The 14636-nt window shown below is 44.9% G+C and carries 14 protein-coding genes; 11 read left to right on the top strand and 3 right to left on the bottom strand.

All coding sequences use genetic code 11. From position 1 onward, the window contains the following. Positions 1-275: 275 nt before the first annotated feature. The 3 genes from mhpT to AC4MBN_RS00330 all read left to right on the top strand — a co-directional run bounded on the left by mhpT (position 276) and on the right by AC4MBN_RS00330 (position 3423). Positions 276-1481 (top strand): 3-(3-hydroxy-phenyl)propionate transporter MhpT, encoded by a 1206-nt coding sequence (mhpT, locus tag AC4MBN_RS00320; RefSeq protein ID WP_491880463.1) that lies wholly within the window; start codon positions 276-278, stop codon positions 1479-1481. A gap of 233 nt (positions 1482-1714) precedes the next feature. Next, positions 1715-2344 carry a bifunctional nicotinamidase/pyrazinamidase gene (gene pncA, locus AC4MBN_RS00325; protein ID WP_491876298.1) on the top strand — a complete coding sequence of 210 codons (630 nt, stop codon included), beginning with the start codon at positions 1715-1717 and terminating at the stop codon, positions 2342-2344. 107 nt (positions 2345-2451) lie between these two features. Next, on the top strand, positions 2452-3423 hold the full coding sequence (locus AC4MBN_RS00330; protein ID WP_491880464.1) for a bile acid:sodium symporter family protein: 972 nt from the start codon (positions 2452-2454) through the stop codon (positions 3421-3423). 77 nt (positions 3424-3500) lie between these two features. Here AC4MBN_RS00330 and AC4MBN_RS00335 read toward each other — a convergent pair whose 3' ends face one another. After that, positions 3501-4754 carry a hypothetical protein gene (locus AC4MBN_RS00335; protein WP_180014874.1) on the bottom strand — a complete coding sequence of 418 codons (1254 nt, stop codon included), beginning with the start codon at positions 4752-4754 and terminating at the stop codon, positions 3501-3503. A 77-nt stretch (positions 4755-4831) separates the two neighbouring features. On the opposite strand from AC4MBN_RS00335, the gene serB reads away from it, so the two are divergent. The 3 genes from serB (at position 4832) to AC4MBN_RS00350 (ending at position 7426) form a co-directional block, all read left to right on the top strand. Next, entirely contained in the window at positions 4832-6052 is a 1221-nt protein-coding gene (serB, locus tag AC4MBN_RS00340) for a phosphoserine phosphatase SerB (protein ID WP_180002568.1), read from the top strand. 418 nt (positions 6053-6470) lie between these two features. Continuing rightward, positions 6471-6806 carry a ciprofloxacin tolerance protein AciT gene (gene aciT, locus AC4MBN_RS00345; protein WP_034703185.1) on the top strand — a complete coding sequence of 112 codons (336 nt, stop codon included), beginning with the start codon at positions 6471-6473 and terminating at the stop codon, positions 6804-6806. 140 nt (positions 6807-6946) lie between these two features. Continuing rightward, positions 6947-7426: an SCP2 sterol-binding domain-containing protein gene (locus AC4MBN_RS00350; protein ID WP_004281258.1), complete on the top strand. Its 480-nt coding sequence runs from the start codon at positions 6947-6949 to the stop codon at positions 7424-7426. A 100-nt stretch (positions 7427-7526) separates the two neighbouring features. Here AC4MBN_RS00350 and dtd read toward each other — a convergent pair whose 3' ends face one another. Next, positions 7527-7967 (bottom strand): D-aminoacyl-tRNA deacylase, encoded by a 441-nt coding sequence (gene dtd / locus AC4MBN_RS00355; RefSeq protein WP_004281259.1) that lies wholly within the window; start codon positions 7965-7967, stop codon positions 7527-7529. A 227-nt stretch (positions 7968-8194) separates the two neighbouring features. On the opposite strand from dtd, the gene AC4MBN_RS00360 reads away from it, so the two are divergent. The 5 genes from AC4MBN_RS00360 to asd all read left to right on the top strand — a co-directional run bounded on the left by AC4MBN_RS00360 (position 8195) and on the right by asd (position 13632). Further along, positions 8195-9709, top strand: coding sequence for a catalase (locus AC4MBN_RS00360; RefSeq protein WP_491880465.1), 1515 nt, complete (start codon positions 8195-8197; stop codon positions 9707-9709). 186 nt (positions 9710-9895) lie between these two features. Continuing rightward, positions 9896-10423 carry an ankyrin repeat domain-containing protein gene (locus AC4MBN_RS00365; protein ID WP_168382674.1) on the top strand — a complete coding sequence of 176 codons (528 nt, stop codon included), beginning with the start codon at positions 9896-9898 and terminating at the stop codon, positions 10421-10423. A 128-nt stretch (positions 10424-10551) separates the two neighbouring features. After that, positions 10552-11757, top strand: a complete 1206-nt coding sequence (gene pncB, locus AC4MBN_RS00370) for a nicotinate phosphoribosyltransferase (protein WP_312211139.1) — start codon at positions 10552-10554, stop codon at positions 11755-11757. A 178-nt stretch (positions 11758-11935) separates the two neighbouring features. Next, the gene (locus tag AC4MBN_RS00375) at positions 11936-12784 is read left to right on the top strand and encodes a sulfurtransferase (RefSeq protein ID WP_491880929.1); all 849 of its coding nucleotides are present in this window, start codon (positions 11936-11938) and stop codon (positions 12782-12784) included. Beyond that, positions 12781-13632, top strand: a complete 852-nt coding sequence (gene asd, locus AC4MBN_RS00380) for an archaetidylserine decarboxylase (protein WP_166137528.1) — start codon at positions 12781-12783, stop codon at positions 13630-13632. Before AC4MBN_RS00375 ends, asd begins: the two co-directional genes overlap by 4 nt. Before the next feature lie 297 nt (positions 13633-13929). Here the strand turns inward: asd and AC4MBN_RS00385 are convergent, their stop codons facing one another. Then, a complete protein-coding gene (locus tag AC4MBN_RS00385) occupies positions 13930-14544 on the bottom strand; it encodes an SPOR domain-containing protein (protein ID WP_159124212.1) in 615 nt (204 codons plus the stop codon). Between the last annotated feature and the right edge of the window lie 92 nt (positions 14545-14636).

Genomic DNA, 14636 nt, shown 5'->3' on the forward strand with positions numbered 1-14636 from the left:
ACTAATCTTTTTTTCGTATTAGTGATCGGCCCCGAATTTTTCTCACTGTTGAATTTCCGGGTTTGATGTATAAGTCTAAATCCAAAAATACTGGGATTTTAATACTTCTCATTAATTGCTTTTTTGACTTTATCGAACAGCATCTTAAAGTCATCAATTTTCTGGATTTTTCAGTATATCCGAGCAAATTGTTCAACTTATTGGTAGTTAATTCTCTTTAGCGGCTCATAGATGATGGCCTCTCTTTTGAACGCTGATTGAACAAGGATATTCCAATGGAAAAATCAGACAATAAGCACGCGATCATCACGGTAGGGATCTGCTTCCTGATCGCTGTGATTGAAGGCCTGGATATTCAGGCTGCCGGGATTGCCGCTGCTGGTATTCGTGAGCACTTTGGTCTTGATAGCTCACAATTGGGTGTGTTTTTTAGTGCAGGGATTCTGGGCTTATTGCCTGGTGCACTGGTCGGTGGTCGATTTGCGGACCGTATTGGCCGTAAGAAAGTTTTAATCTGGTCAACCGCAATTTTTGCACTATTTACCTTATGTACCGTGTGGGTGAACAGTTTCCACAGCTTGCTGGCAGTTCGTTTTCTGGCGGGTGCGGGTCTTGGCGGTGCAATGCCGATTCTGATCACTTTAGCTTCTGAAGCCGTGGCTCCACAAAACCGTGGTCGTGCCGTAGGCCTGATGTACTGTGGTATGCCAGTGGGTGCTGCAATCTTGTCTTTAATCGCAGCAACTGAATTCGGTGCAAACTGGAAAAATGTCTTCTACCTGGGTGGTTTATTACCCATCATCGTGATTCCTCTGATGATGTTGTGTCTACCTGAATCTAAAGAATACTTAAAAGCACAAAACAAGACAGCCGCAGAACGTGCAGTATCTCCTCGGGGTTCATTCAAGGATCTGTTTAACTCTGACAACCTGCTTCGTACGCTTTGCATCTGGGTGAGCTACTTCTTCACTCTGATGGTGGTATACATCATGTTGAGCTGGTTGCCATCATTGTTTATGGAACTGGGCTTCACCCGTAAAGATGGTTCGACTGCACAGTTCTACTTCATGGTGACTGCAACGATTGGTACTGTGATTCTGGGTATGCTGACGGATCGTCTGAAAAAAGCGTATGTCATTCTGTTGATGTACGGCGGTATCCTGGCGGGTCTATTGGCACTCAACGGTGCAAGCTCACTTGAGCAAATGTACATGGCAGCAGCACTGGCAGGTGCCTTCGTGATTGGTTGTCAGGGCGTACTCTATGCCTTCGGTAGTATCGTTTACCCGACTGAAGTACGTGGTACAGGTGTGGGTGTTGCTTCTGCAGTTGGTCGTATCGGCGCCATGCTTGGCCCTGCAATTGCGGGTCAGCTACTGACAGCAGGCTTCGGTGCAGCAGGGGTGATCTCGGCAGCGATTCCATGTATCGTAATCTCTGCGGTATGTATGCTATTCCTGATCAGCCGTACTAAAGTTTAAAAATAAAAAGATGAATATCCGAAAAGCCTGCACTGATGCAGGCTTTTTATTTTCCAGTATCAGTTCAGCTTAAGACAAATTCTTTCTATGTTTTGCAGAGCAATAGCTTTTACAGTTAACTCATCATGAGTTTTATCAGAATGCAGAGTCATTCTATTTTTACCTAAAGGACTAAAAATTTTCTTTAGTTTTAAGCTATGCTTGGATGCAAACTCAGATTTCAAGGGATGAAAATGATGCAGAATGCGGCGCTGATTGTAGTGGATGTACAAAAAGGATTTACCCCAGGTGGAAATCTGGCTGTTACCAATGCCGATCAGATTATTCCGAATATCAACCGATTGGGGCAGTACTTTCAGAATATTGTGCTGACTCAGGATTGGCATCCGGCAGAGCATATTTCCTTTGCAGACAATCATCCTGATCAAGCAGCCTACGACACGATTCAGCTGGATTATGGTTCTCAAGTCCTCTGGCCGAGTCATTGTGTACAAGGGACTGAGGATGCTGAATTCCATCCGGAGTTGAACCTTCCGCAAGCCCAACTGATTATCCGCAAAGGCTTTCATCAAAATATCGACAGTTACTCCGCCTTTATGGAAGCTGATCAGAAAACCAGTACCGGTCTGGCTGGTTATTTAAGGGAGCGCGGTATTGATACCGTGTTTATCGTGGGTATCGCGACTGATTTCTGTGTAGCCTGGACCGCGATGGATGCCTGCAAACTCGGCTTTAAGGCCTATGTCATTGCGGATGCCACCAAAGGCATAGACCTGAATGGTTCGCTACAACATGCCTGGCAGGACATGTTGGCACAGGGTGTAAAACGGATTTATCTGAAAGATATTATTAATGCTGCCTAAGCGCTGGTTTAAGGCGATTAGGGCTATTTGCCATTATGCAATGGTTTGTTTACTTTGAGGCATCCACAGATGCCTTGATTTCTTTTTCATGACCACTGGATTTCCCCATGTCAGCACTTCTTCAATTTAGCCAGTTTGTCCAAAGGACCTTTGCTCTGTGGGTCATTCTATTTTCAGCCATTGCTCTGATGCTGCCGGACCTGTTTGTCTGGTTACGTGCCTATATTCCCTGGATGTTGGGTCTGATCATGTTTGGCATGGGTATGACCATGACGCCAGGTGACTTTAAAAGTATCTTGCAAAGTCCTAAGGCCGTCGCGATTGGGGTCGTGGCTCAGTTTATGGTGATGCCAGGGTTAGCCTTTTTGCTCTGTCAGCTATTCCAGCTTCCGGCTGAAATTGCGATTGGTGTAATTCTGGTGGGCTGCTGTCCAGGCGGCACCGCATCCAATGTGATTACCTATATGGCCAAAGGTAATACGGCCTTGTCTGTGGCGTGTACTTCGGTATCAACTTTATTGGCACCGCTTTTGACTCCGGCAATTTTTTATCTGCTGGCCAGCCAATGGATTGAAATTAATGCCTTGTCCATGCTGATTTCGATTCTGCAAGTGGTGCTGTTTCCAATCATTTTAGGTTTGATTGTCCGTGCCCTTCTAAAAACCAGGGTAGAAGGCTATATCCAGGTAATGCCAGTAATTTCGGTGATTGCCATTGTCGCAATTGTGGCGGCAATTATTGCCGGCAGTAAAACCCAGATTCTGGAATCTGGTTTAATGATTTTAGGTCTTGTGGCTTTACACAATGGGATGGGCTATTTACTGGGTTATTGGGCCAGCCGAATATTTAAACTGGCAGAAATCGATTGTCGCGCGGTTTCGATTGAAGTGGGAATGCAGAATTCCGGTTTAGGGGTAGCTTTGGCTGCGACCCATTTTGCCGCGTCTCCTATTACTGCTGTTCCGAGTGCTATTTTCAGCCTATGGCATAATATTTCTGGACCCGCCTTGGCGACGTACTGGGCCGCCAAAAGTAAGACAGTTGAACCTGTATCCCAAGATACTTCCGTGGATAGATAGCATCCTGACTGCTGAAGATTATATTTCTCTCATATAAAAAAGCCCGATGTTCAATCGGGCTTTTTGCTTTCTGTGACTTAGGATGCTTTAGACTGTTTCGATTTGAGAATCTCGGTTCTGAAGCTTTGCGCCAGTTCAGCACTTTCTGCATCCATTCCATTGACCACAAAGGCATGACGAGTCAGAACATTGGTCGGATTTGGCATGCTGACCAACTCAAAGTGGTCTGCGATTTGTTTTAACAGGGCATTAGGAACATGCAGTGCACTTTCTTTAGCGACCAGTTGCTGAACCAAACGTTCTGCAGCCTGAACGGAATTAAGCTGCATTTCTTCAACGGCTGAAGAAATTGCACTACGTGTTTGCAGCACAAAACGTTTTTCTTCACGATAACGTTTATACAGAACTTCTGAAAGTAACTGAAATACTGAACTGATCATGGTCAGACAGGCGAGGGCATCTGGCTTGTCTGCTGCAATACTGATACTGGCACCTTTCTCATCAAACTTGTGTACGGTACAAATATCCGTGCTGTTCAGTTTGTAATGCTGGATGCACAGTTCAGTGGCTTTGTTCAGGAAAATCTGGCACAGGTTGAAATAAGGAACCGATACCGTCTTATTCACGCTATCCAGCAACTGTTTTGGATCATAGAACTGAATGTTCAAGCTCAGGCTATCGGTATCTAGGACCACCGGTTTGCTGTCTTTTTCTTTCGGTTTGTTTTTCAGGGCTTGCTGTGCCTGGGCAATGGCGAGGGCGGCATTATGCTTTTCCTGTTCGAGTGCCTGAGTCAAAGTCTGAATCTCGAATTTAAGTCGTGATTCATTATTGATACGTGCCAGATACTCGGTACGGCTTGGACGCGCTACTGCGCGATAACCGACCCAAAGCAAACCATGAATAATGAAAGAGAACAGAATGGCGAGCCATTGAGTCCGCAGAATTTCACCAATACTTGGCTCAATCAGGGTGATTTCGATCACACCGACTTTTTTCTCGTTTTGCAGGGCATCACGGACAAAAACTTCCCCATCACGGGTCTTGGTCAGCCCACCAGTGGCTAAAACCTGACCATTCGCATCCAGGATACGAATTGAAGCAACGCTTGGGTTAGTCGCATAACGGTTGGCCAGAAGTGCCAGAGAAACGCGGTTCGCCGGTTCAAGCTCCGCCAGGCTGTCTGTGACCAGTTGGCTCGTCATGAGCTGTCCCTGGTTGGCACGGTTATCATTCAGTTGGTGAGTCGTTGCCAATACCAGTAAAAAGGTATGCAGAGCAAAACTTACAATCAGTAGGCTAGCAAATAGCCCTTGTCTAGGCGCATTCAACGTAAACTTCCAAGGCAATTCTGTTCAATTTCGATTATGATTCTAACAATAGTTGTAGCTCAGACCCGAGTCAATTCATGCGAGAAATCATTCTTATATCATTCTTAGGACCCGACCAGCCTAATCAATTTACACGATTAATGCAGGTTTTGTCCGCTCATTCCTTACAGATTCTAGATGTGGGGCAAGCGGTCATTCATAATCAACTGACCTTAGGTATTGTTGTATCGTCTGATGACCAAACTGCAACAGCATTAGCCATGAAGGAAATCCTGATTCTAGCACATGATATCGGGTTAACAGTGCGCTTTAAACCAATCTCTGCTGCTGAATATGAGCAGTGGGTAAGAGAGGGTGGTCGCACGCGTTATATCGTAACGGCATTGGCCCCGGAATTAAATGCCTCTCATCTGCAAGCCGTGACCCAGATTGTGTCTAGTCAGGGCTTCAATATTGAAACCGTAACCCGTCTTTCTGGCCGTCCTGAGCTGGATGGTTCAAATACTGGCCCTAAACGTGCCTGTGTACAGTTTGGTCTGAAAGGCCAGATGCTGGATGCAGCAGCCATGCGTGCAGCCTGCTTAAGCCTGTCGAATAATCTGAATGTCGATGTCGCGGTACAGGAAGATAATGCTTACCGCCGTAATCGCCGTCTGGTCTGCTTTGACATGGACTCGACCCTGATCGAGCAGGAAGTCATTGATGAGCTGGCAATTGAAGCTGGAGTCGGTATCCAAGTCTCTGAAATTACTGAACGCGCGATGCAGGGCGAGCTGGACTTCCAGCAAAGTTTCCGTGCCCGTGTTGCTTTATTAAAAGGCATGGATGCATCGGTATTGCCAAAAATTGCAGAACGTCTAACTGTGACTGAAGGTGCAGAACGCCTGATTTCAACTTTGAAAGCACTGGGCTACCGTACCGCGATTCTGTCTGGCGGATTCCAGTATTTTGCAGAATATCTGCAAGCCAAGCTGGGAATTGATGAAGTTCATGCCAACGTTCTGGATGTGCAGGATGGCGTGGTGACGGGGGAAGTCAAAGGTCATATCGTAGATGGCGCACGCAAGGCTTTATTGCTCCGCGAAATTGCCGACAATATGGGAATTTCTTTGGAACAGACCATTGCTGTGGGTGATGGCGCCAACGACCTGCCAATGCTTTCAATTGCGGGTCTGGGTGTCGCTTTCCGTGCCAAACCTTTAGTTCGCCAGAATGCCAATCAGGCCATTTCCAGCGTGGGTCTAGATGGTGTGTTATACCTGCTCGGTGTCCATGATAAAGATCTGAGCCGCGCGTAACACATAGCTTTGCGATGAAATCCAACGCGGCCTTAGGGTCGCGTTTTTTTATATTTTTAGCTTAACTTTTATCGAGGGACGGCATAGCTTGTCTATAAATACCCCGATCATCTTAAACGGAAAATATTTTTTTTAAGTCGATGAAAGGGCATATGATTTTGTAATGACACGCCAACATTGACGCAGCAATTGATCCACAAATACTGTGAAAATAAAAAATGTAATGACAAAATAATATCGCGACAGAGTATGTCGTAAGGGGAGAAAACAGGACTTTTTTTATGTAAAAAACTCAGCATAATGCATGCATAGAGATACAAATCAACACATTCCATTTTTATTGATTTAACGAAATTCAATAGGTAGGACGGTTGCAATATCAAGCATACACACTATCCTTTTGGATGGAGGGGTTTATATGGTAACAGCGAATCTAGCAACTCTCGTAGGCTTTAGTTTAGTCGCCGCGGCTGTGCTTGCTGTTTTCTTCTCGCCTTATCGTCGCTGGTTAAGTTTTATGGCTGCGGGAATGCTGGCCTGGGGCCTGATCGAAGTGATTCGAGTAGGTACTCAAGCCTTGTTTGAGCTCCCGATGACATATAGCTATCTGACAGCTTTAACGGCCGTGATGGTCGTAGTGACCTTACTGTTATTGCGTGAAGATCGACGTGCAGAGCGTGCTTTGGCTAAACGCCGTTATATCGAACATACACCTGTGTATGAAGATGATCAGCAGCAGCTATCTAGCCGTTAAGTTCTCTTATATCAGCGAAATAATGCACCTGCGGGTGCATTTTTCGTTTAGAAATATGATACAAAGTCCTGCATCTGCCTGGCTTTGATCTATGCTAGGATATTTGTCAATTTTCGTACAATTAGAATAGGCATAATTCCATGAAACTGTCCTCCATTCCTGTGCTCAAACTTCCTCTGGTTGACCTCAGTACCGATCCACTTGATTTGCTGGTCGCAGGTCTTGCATTACGTATGAAGCAGTTAGCACGCACCAGCCCGAAATTTATTGAATTGGTACATGAACGCCAGTTCCGTATCCAGATCGGAACAGATGAAGGAATGGCACGTCAGATCGTTGTGAATAATGGTCATATCGATACTGTTTCAGGTGATGCAGAAAAAGCTGATTTTGTGCTGCAATTTGCTGACAGCGAACAGGGTGTAAAAACGTTGCTCAAAGGTGATCCGACTGCATTCATGACCGGTATGCAAAGTGGCACGATTAAAATGGAAGGTGATTTTGGTCTGCTGGTCTGGTTTAACCAGGTTGCGAAAATGATTCCGCCTAAACTGCCAAAACCGGTCAAAGAAAAAGTGAAAATGGCACGCCAGTTTATTAAAGAGAAAACTGGTAAATAACTCCTAATCCCCCTGCTTTAATTAAAGGAGGGGCTAGGGAAGGATTATCATAAAAAAGCCCTCATCAAGAGGGCTTTTTTCATTTTGGAACAATGACGGTTTATTCAACTTCCAGATTAAACGTTACCGGCCCATCATTGACCAGATGCACTTTCATATCGGCCGCAAAAATACCGGTTTGTACATTTTCGAACTGGCTCTGCGCATATTCAACCAGCTGTTCATACAAGACCTTGGCATCGCTTGGCGGCATGGCGGGACCAAAGTCCGGGCGTAAGCCTTTTTGAGTTTGCGCCATCAAGGTAAATTGGGACACTAGCAGTAAACCGCCACCGGCCTGACTGACATTCCAGCCCATCTTGCCCTGCTCATCATCAAAGAAACGGTATTTCAATATCTTATCAATCAGTTTTTTGCCTTTTTCCAGATTATCTTCTTTACCGAGGCCCAGAAAAACCAGAATACCTTTGCCAATTTCTCCGGTGGTTTCACCATCGACCACGACTTTGGCTTCCAGTACCCGTTGTAATAATGCACGCATAATCAATTTTAGTCAGATTCAAAATTGCCGCCATTGTAGCAAGATCAGACTCATCTATTATTAAGTTAATGTCTAAAAAATGGGCTTAATTGATTGATTAGCATTGATAATATTTTAAACTATCTAAAAACACGATCATAATTATAAAAATTATCTGTTTTATCTATTTTATACTCTCACGTATCTTAGCTGCATGCAGGAAAGGTATTAAATTGAGAGAGTTAGAAATGTTTAAGCGTTCATTACTTGTTGCAATGCTTGCAACGGTGACAGCTGTACAAGCTGCGCCATTAACCAAAGATAACGGGGCACCAGTCGGTGACAATCAGAACTCGATCACTGCGGGTCCACAAGGTCCAACTTTGCTACAAGATGTGCAACTGGTTCAAAAACTGCAACGTTTTGGCCGTGAGCGCATTCCTGAACGTGTGGTTCACGCACGTGGTACAGGGGCTTATGGTGAATTCGTTACGACGAAAGATCTGTCTGATTTAACAATTGCTTCTTTATTCAAGGCCGGTACTAAAACTCCAGTTTTTGTGCGCATGTCTACTGTCATTCATGGTAAAGGTTCACCAGAAACCCTACGTGATCCGCACGGTTTTGCCATCAAATTCTATACTCAGGAAGGTAACTGGGATTTGGTCGGTAACCAGACACCAGTCTTCTTTATCCGTGATGCGATCAAATTCCCGGACTTCATCCACGCGATGAAACCAAGCCCCGTCACCAACGTACAAGATGCCAACCGTGTGTTTGACTTTCTGTCTAGCCAGCCTTGGGCAACCAACATGCTGACTTATGTTTATGGCAAGCAAGGTGTCCCAACCAGCTACCGCGAACAGGACGGTTTTGGTGTACATGCCTACAAACTGTATAACGACAAAGGCGAATACAAGTACGTGAAATTCAACTTCCGCTCTAAACAAGGCGTGAAGGGCTTAAATGTCAAAGAAGCGGCTGCGCAACAAGGTAAAGATTTCAATCACTTGACCAATGATCTTTATAACAACATCTATGCAGGTAATTTCCCGAAATGGGATCTGTATATTCAGGTGCTTGATCCTAAAGATCTGAACAGCTTTGATTTCGATCCGCTAGACCCAACCAAAATCTGGCCAACCAAACTGGTTCCAGAAGTGAAAGTCGGTACATTGACACTCAACCGTATGCCGAAGAACTTCTTCAATGAAACTGAACAGGCTGCATTTGCACCAGGTAATCTGGTCCCAGGTATCGAACCATCTGAAGACCGTTTGCTTCAAGGCCGTATCTTCTCTTATTCAGATACACAAATGTATCGTCTAGGTGCGAACCATCAGCAAATTCCGGTAAACCGTCCTGTGGTGAATGTGAACAACAATAACCAGGAAGGTCACATGAATGTGTCTGAACGTGACTCTGATGTGAACTACGAGCCAAGCCGTAAAGAGCCAAAACCGGCGACTGAAAAAGCGCGTGCAGTTGAAACGCCATTGACTGGTCATGTGCAACAGATCAGTACTAAAGAGCAAAACTTCAAGCAAGCAGGTGACTTGTACCGTTCATATACTGCCAAAGAGAAAGATGACCTGATCATGAACCTGGCGGCTGATCTGGGCAATGTCAAAGATTCAGAAACCAAGCACATCATGTTGTCTTACTTCTATAAGGCAGATGCGGACTACGGTATGCGTATGACCAAAGCTGTAAATGGTGACATCGCCATCGTTAAAGCCAAAGCTGCAAAATTAAAAGACTAATTCCGATTGGTCTTGAGGAACTGGTGACTAGGGCCTAGCGCATCACCTCCAAAAAGTCCTGTAATACTCCAAACCTTTCCTGCACCCTAGGGGGAGTTTTACAGGCACTCTGTTTTTTATTCCATCTCAGGTCAATTAAGTCTTTAGAGACTTAAATTTTCCTTTCGATTTCTGTTGGAGTTCATCATGAAAGTTCTGCCATATGCATTTTTAGCCAGTATTCTTGCCTTTAGCTCTGCATTCGCAACTGCTGCTGAAGTGAAGAATGTCTCCCCTGCAAAAACTGCGGCAAGCGTTCAGATGACCTCACAACAGGAATTGATCGATCTGTTTTTTGCTGCGGCTAAAATTGGCAATAGCGAAGTGATCAATGAATTTTTAAAACACGGCTTTCCAGTCGATATACGCAATCAAGATGGTTATACCCCGTTGATGATGGCGACCTATTATGGCCATCAGGATATCGTGACCACCTTACTGGCCAAAGGGGCAGACCGCTGCGCCCGGGACAAGCGTGGCAATACGGCATTGATGGGTGCCTTGTTCAAAATGGAATTTGCCATTGCCAAACAGCTGCGTCAGGTCGACTGTGATGCTCAAGCCAAGAAAACCGGGCAAAAAACCACAGCTGAATTTGCCAAGGTGATCGGTCAGGAAAAGCAGCTACAGAAAATTATCAAGGAACAGGAAAACGGGCTGAAAGCAGTCAAATAACCGAGCAGGAAGCAGTTTATTTTCTTGAACTTTTGTCGATAATTCAGCTAGCTGTACGTAAATCCTGCAATATTGCCTAAACTTTTATGCTTTAATGCGGGATAAGCACAGCGATATTTTCCTTAGTTATGGCTCCAATTATCCACTCTTTGTTAGATACTGACTTGTATAAATTCACCATGCTACAAGTGGTATTACACAAGTTTCCGCAAACGCATAGTGTCTATCATTTCCGTTGTCGCAATCTGGAAGACACGGAATATCCGCTGACGGATATTCTGGATGATTTGAATCATCAACTGGATTTGCTGTGTCAGCTCAAATTTAAAGAAGACGAATTACAATATTTACGCAGCCTGCGTTTTATCAAAAGCGATTTTGTGGATTATCTGGAACTATTCCAGCTCAAACGCCGTTTTATTAAGGCCACCATCGATAATGAAGGCCGCTTGGATATTACTATTGAAGGCCCCATGGTTCAGGCAATGATGTTTGAAATCTTTGTACTGGCCATTGTCAATGAACTGTATTTCAGCCGCATTCGTACACCTGAAGTGCTAGCCGAAGGTGAACGCCGTTTAAAAGCTAAAATTGAACTTTTAAAACAGTATGATGCCGCGCAGAACCCGAATGATCCACCGTTCCTGGTGTCAGACTTTGGTACCCGCCGTCGTTATAGTTTTGACTGGCAAAAGCATGTTGTCGAAGAATTCAATAAAGCTGCACCGCACGTGTTCCGTGGGACCAGTAATGTGTATTTAGCCAAAGAGTTGGGCATTACCCCGATTGGCACCATGGCGCATGAATTTCTGCAAGCCTTTCAGGCGTTAGATGTGCGTTTGCGTAATTTCCAGAAAGCAGCCCTGGAAACCTGGGTACAGGAATATCGCGGTGACCTCGGAATTGCCTTGACCGATGTAGTCGGTATGGATGCTTTCCTGCGTGACTTTGACCTGTACTTTGCCAAACTGTTTGATGGCTTGCGTCATGATAGTGGCGATCCCTATGAATGGGGTGACAAAGCTTATGCTCACTATAAAAAGCTGAAAATTGACAGCAAAACCAAAATGCTGACTTTTAGTGATGGTCTTAATCTGGAAAAAGCCTGGAAATTGCATCAATACTTCAAAGACCGCTTTCAGGTCAGTTTCGGGATCGGCACCAATCTGACCAATGATATGGGGCAGACGCCGCTAAATATCGTATTGAAACTGGTGGAATGTAACCGTCAATCCGTGGCGAAAATCTCCGATAGTCCAGGAAAAACCATGACGGATAATGATACCTTCCTGGCGTATTTGCGTCAGGTGTTCAATATCTCAGAACCTGCCTAAAAATCTCTGCTTTATTCAAAAAACCGCTTCAATCATGAGGCGGTTTTTTCTTAAATGATGGCCTTTCTTAAATTAGCTTTAGCTAAAATTATGCTAAGGATCTAGATAAAAACAACATAATTGAAAAAATGAGCTGTGCTAAGATCAAAAGGATTTGACCGCAATGACAACTACTAAGATGACCGCTTCCGCCTTTGACTTTGGTCTGCTGATTGAAGCAGAAGATTTGGTTCCGCATTTGGGACACGAAAAACTTCGAATTGTTGATTTAAGCCGGGCGTCGGTTTATGAACAATTGCATATTCCACATGCCTTACATCTGCAACCCAAGCTGCTGGTTCGTCAGGAAGAAACAGCCATGGGCCTGTTACCGGACGTAGAAGGGCTGAAAGCTTTAATTCGTTATCTGAATATTTCTCCTGAACATCATGTCGTGGCTTATGATGATGAAGGCGGTGCGTGGGCAGGGCGCCTGCTCTGGAACCTGCATTGCATGGGCTTTGAAAATACCAGTTTACTCAATGGCGGCATCCATGCCTGGCTGGGTGCGGGACTACCGACTTCATCAGATCAGGAAACGTTTACACCTGTCGATCATCTCGTTCCTGTTAATCTTGAAAGAAAGGCCGAGTTTCAGATTGATTATGATGAATTAAAACAACTCATTCAAAATGAAAAAATTCAGGTATGGGATTGTCGTACAGAAGATGAATATACTGGCCTGCGTCTGGCCGCGCGACGCGGTGGTCACATACCAGGCGCACGTCATTTTGAGTGGAGTACTGCCCTTAACCGGCAAAATCATTTAAAATTACATCCTTTACCACGTACTCAGCAGCGTCTGGAACAACTGGGATTTGATCTGGATCAGCCGGTTGTGGTGTATTGTCAGTCCCATCACCGTTCAGGTCTGGCTTATATTCTGGGTCGCTTATTCGGCTGGAATATTCGAGCCTATGATGGTGCGTGGAGTGAATGGGGCAACCGCCTCGATAGTCCAATCGCTACAGGAGAGGTGCCATCTTGAGCATCACATCGCGTCTAAAACAACAACTGTTTATCCAGGCCCAAAAAGTGGTGCCACAGCATCGCCTGTCCCGTGTGGTGGGAAAAATTGCAGCCAGCGAAAATCCGATTGTAAAAACAGCCGTGATCGCAGCATTCAAGACCAAATACGGGATTGATATGTCGATTGCTGAGCAAACCAATGCCCTGAAATTCAAATCATTTAATGATTTCTTTACCCGTGGATTAAGAACCGGGGTGCGTGCGGTCGATGCTGATTCAACTGCGATTGTATCTCCGGCAGATGGCGCGATTTCCCAACTGGGTAAAATTGAAAATGGCGATGTGTTTCAGGCCAAAGGCCAGAAGTTTACGGTTGAAAACCTGATTGCTGATCCGCAACTTGCAGAACCATTCAAGAATGGTGAGTTTGCGACCGTGTATCTGTCACCACGTGACTATCACCGTGTCCATATGCCATTCGCCGGGACTCTGACCGAAACTTTATATGTACCGGGTGAATTGTTCTCAGTCAACCAGACCACAGCCGAAAATATTCCGGGCCTGTTTGCCCGTAATGAACGTATGGTATGTCTGTTTGATACTGAACTGGGTCGTATGGCAGTGGTTCTAGTTGGCGCGATGATTGTGGCTGGTATTGAAACTGTAGCGACTGGCAAAGTAAAACCCTCTGGCCGTATCGAGCTGAATCAACATAATCTTTTCTTAGAAAAAGGTGCTGAGCTGGGTCGTTTCTACTTAGGTTCAACCGCTGTTATTCTGTTTGAAGAAAACAAGATGCAATGGGATGAGAAGTTTAAAGCCAATTCAACCGTGTTGATGGGTGAGGCGTTGGGGCATACCCTATAAAAAGCTTTTAATCTCCTGTTGTGTTGCTTCCCCCTGTGAAAAAGGGGGATTGAGGGGGATTAAATATTCTAATTTCCTCCTCTTGCACTTCAATTCAAAGCATTGCTTCAAAGCTTGCTCAGGAGGGAATCTCATGATAACAAATATCCTTTAGATTCTTTCCCTTTGAAAAAGGTAAGAAGCCTTGCTTCGCAAGAGGGAGTTAAAAAATTAAAATCCCTCCCAACCTCCCTTTAAAAAAGGGAGGAGATAAAAGATCCAAAAAAAGCGCCATCTGGCGCTTTTTATATTTAAACCTTATCGTTTGACTACGATCGAATCGATACCACTGTGCTGTAAGGTTTGCTGTGCAATAATGGCAGATTCCGCTGAGTCATAAGGTCCAGATACTACACGATACCAAACCTTGCCATTTTCCACACTGCGGACTACATCTGCAGATAAACCGTTGAGAATGATTTCTGCACGGCGGGCATCTGCCTGATCCGGGTCATCAAAACTACGGACTTGTAAAATATAGCTTGCAGAAGCAGGAGTTGGGGCTTCGGTTGCATCCAGACCCGGCTCAGTTGCTGTTTCTGATTCATCAACTTCTGGTCTTGGTGCCTCTACAATCACCACTGCTTCCTGATTTTTTGCTTCAGGAACCGCCTCTTCAGGAATCGGTGTTACTTGCTGTTGTGGCAACAGATCATAAAAACGGTAGTCTTTATTGGTATCTTCTTCTTGAGAATGCTCAGCCGTAGCCTGGTTTTTAGGTTTAACAGGTTCCCATGGCTTCCACAGCATGAGTGCCATTAAAAAACTTAACACGATTAAAATGATCACGAGTGTGCCAAGCCAGGTAGGAATAAGTGGCTTTTTAGGCTTATTCGGTCTTTCAGATACACCGCGCTGCGTTTTTCCAAACACTTGGGATTTCCTCTTATTTATCGGGGCAAATAGAAAAGGCATAACAGCAGTTATGCCCCTACTATGACTTCATCCTATGTGATCATGATAGA

This window comes from Acinetobacter sp. CAU_H_60 (assembly GCF_058599385.1).